This window comes from Geodermatophilus chilensis (assembly GCF_002802985.1).
Classification (GTDB): domain Bacteria; phylum Actinomycetota; class Actinomycetes; order Mycobacteriales; family Geodermatophilaceae; genus Geodermatophilus; species Geodermatophilus chilensis.
In genome coordinates this window covers 1-2,344 of sequence record NZ_NVPT01000307.1, presented here as the reverse complement: position 1 = coordinate 2,344, position 2,344 = coordinate 1, and the positions used below count along the sequence as shown (strand labels likewise).

The following is a 2,344-nucleotide window of genomic DNA, read 5'->3' as shown; positions in this document are numbered from 1 at the left end:
AGAGGTGTATAGGAGACAGGCGCGACCGCGTCCGGACCTTCGCCCAGGAGCGGCTGCGCCCCGAGGTGCAGCGGCTCGACCGGGCCGACGCCGCCGACTTCGACTGGCAGCTGGTGGCCGAGGGGCACCAGCTCGGCCTCACCCGGCTGGTCATCTCCCGGCAGCACGGCGGCCTGGGCTACGGCGAGCTCGGCGTCGCGGTGGCCCTGGAGGAGCTTGCCGCCGTCGACGCGGGGTTCGCGCTGGTCTTCGGGGCCACCATGCTCGGTCAGGCACCGCTGCTCCTGTCGGGCGACCCGGCGCTGCAGGCCCGGTTTCTCCCGCTGTTCTCCGGGGACGAGCCGGTGCTGGCCTGCAACGCCATCACCGAGGAGCTGGCCGGCTGCGACCTGCTCATCCCGGAGAACGCGCAGTACGCCCTCGACGTCATGCGGGCCCGCCGCGACGGCGACCACTACGTCCTCGACGGGGCCAAGAAGTTCATCACCAACGGCAAGGTCGCCACCTACGCCACCGTCTTCGCCAACATCGCGGGCAACCCCGGTGCCAGCGCGCTGACCTGCTTTGTCGTCCCCCTCGACTCGCCGGGGGTCGAGCTCGGCGCGGTGGCGGACAAGATGGGCTACCGCACCTGCCTGGGCACCGAGATGACCTTCCGCGGCGTCCGCGTGCCCGCCGAGAACGTGGTCGGCGGCGAGGGTGGCGGCGTCGTCATCAACATCCAGCAGATGAACATGGCGCGTGCCGCGGTGGCCGCGATCTCCACGGGCGTGGCCCGCGGTGCTCTCGACCTGGCCAAGCAGTGGTGCGGCGAGCGGATCCAGGGCGGCGTCCCGCTGTACCGCCACCAGTTCACCGCCCGCAAGCTGGCCGAGATGTCGATGAAGGTTGACGCCGCCCGGCTGCTGTACCTGCGGGCCGCGCACCTCGCCGACACCGAGATCCCCGCCCCGGCCTACGAGCCGGCCGTGGCGAAGCTCTTCGCCGACCGGATCGCCGTCGAGGTGGCCGAGGAGGCGATGTCCCTCATGGGCGCCCGCGGCTACGTCCGGGACTGGGGGATGGAGAAGTACCTGCGGGAGGCGCTGGGCGCCCGCATCTACGAGGGCACGCCCGAGGTGCTCGCCCTGGCGATCACCGAGTCGCTGTACGCCGAGGACGACGACTTCTGAGCCGCTGCACCACCGGACCCCCAGGAGAGACGACGTGTGCACCACGCCGCCCCGCAGCGCCACCCGCCGGTACGCCGCCGACATCGTCGCCCTGCACGACCGGTTGAGTTACCGGCACCTGCTCGACCACCTGCCGCACGCCGACCTGCTGCACCGGGCCGCCCGGGGCGACGGGCTGGTGACCGTCGCGTCGACCACCGAGCACCTGCCGCACCGGTACCTCCTCGGCCTGCAGGGCTTCCGGCTGGCGCAGTACCTGCAGCTGGGCTGGGCCTGCGAGGAGGCCCTGCACCGCAGCGCCGGGTTCTGCGAGCCCCTGCAGTGGCTGCACGCCGACGACGTCCACGTGCTGACCTACAGCAGCCGGACCGGGCGCATCCTCGGCTACCTGAGCCTGACCACCTCGGGTGCGCAGGAGCCGAGGGACCTGCTCGAGCCGGGCCGCCCCCGGTTCCCCGTCGAGACGGCGCACCGCGTCAACCTCTTCGAGTCCGTGGCGGCCCCGGCCGGGGTCCGCAGCGACGAGGTGCGCGAGCTGAAGCGCTTCGTGCACTCCCGGACGCTCACCGATCGGGCGCAGCGGCTGCGGGTCACCCTCGAGCTGCTGCTCGGCGCGGGACAGACCCTGGTGGCCCTCGAGCCCGCCGTCCGCGTCCTCGTCGGTGACGTCGAGGAGAAGGTCGCCCTCCGGCACCTGCTGCTCGCCGGCCTGGACGTGCACCTCATCGAGGACACGCAGCCCTGGCTGCCGGACGACGACCTGCTGCACCTGGCCTACACCCGCCGCGGCGAGGTCAAGCCGTTCGTCGCGCACGTCCCCGACCGCGCCGAGCTCGAGGGGCGGGTCGAGCTGCTGGAGGCCACGCTCGCGTCCGAGGACCTCTTCGAGGCCACCGACGCCTTCTCCGGCGCCGTCCGCGGTTCCGCCCGGCGGACCGCCGCCTGACCCGCCCGCGGCGACCCGTCGACGGGCCCCTGGCGCAGCCCCGGGTCACCGGCCCACCCTGGTCCCTCCCGGAGGCCGGACGCCTCCGCGGTCCACGCCGCCCGGCCGGCCAGGGGCCCGGGGTGGCGTGGACCGCGGAGGCGTCCTGCCTCCGCGGGCGACCCTGGCGGGCCGGTGCGCCGGGGCCTGTCCCCCTACCCACACATACCGTCCCAACGACACCTAT

Annotated in this window: 2 protein-coding genes; both read left to right on the top strand. The window is 73.6% G+C overall.

What is annotated here, in order from left to right; genetic code table 11:
* Positions 1-1,172: acyl-CoA dehydrogenase family protein (locus CNO22_RS26670; protein ID WP_100502245.1), on the top strand; the 1,172-nt coding region annotated here is incomplete at its 5' end.
* A 34-nt stretch (positions 1,173-1,206) separates the two neighbouring features.
* Positions 1,207-2,118 carry a hypothetical protein gene (locus CNO22_RS26665; protein WP_100502244.1) on the top strand — a complete coding sequence of 304 codons (912 nt, stop codon included), beginning with the start codon at positions 1,207-1,209 and terminating at the stop codon, positions 2,116-2,118.
* Positions 2,119-2,344 lie beyond the last annotated feature (226 nt).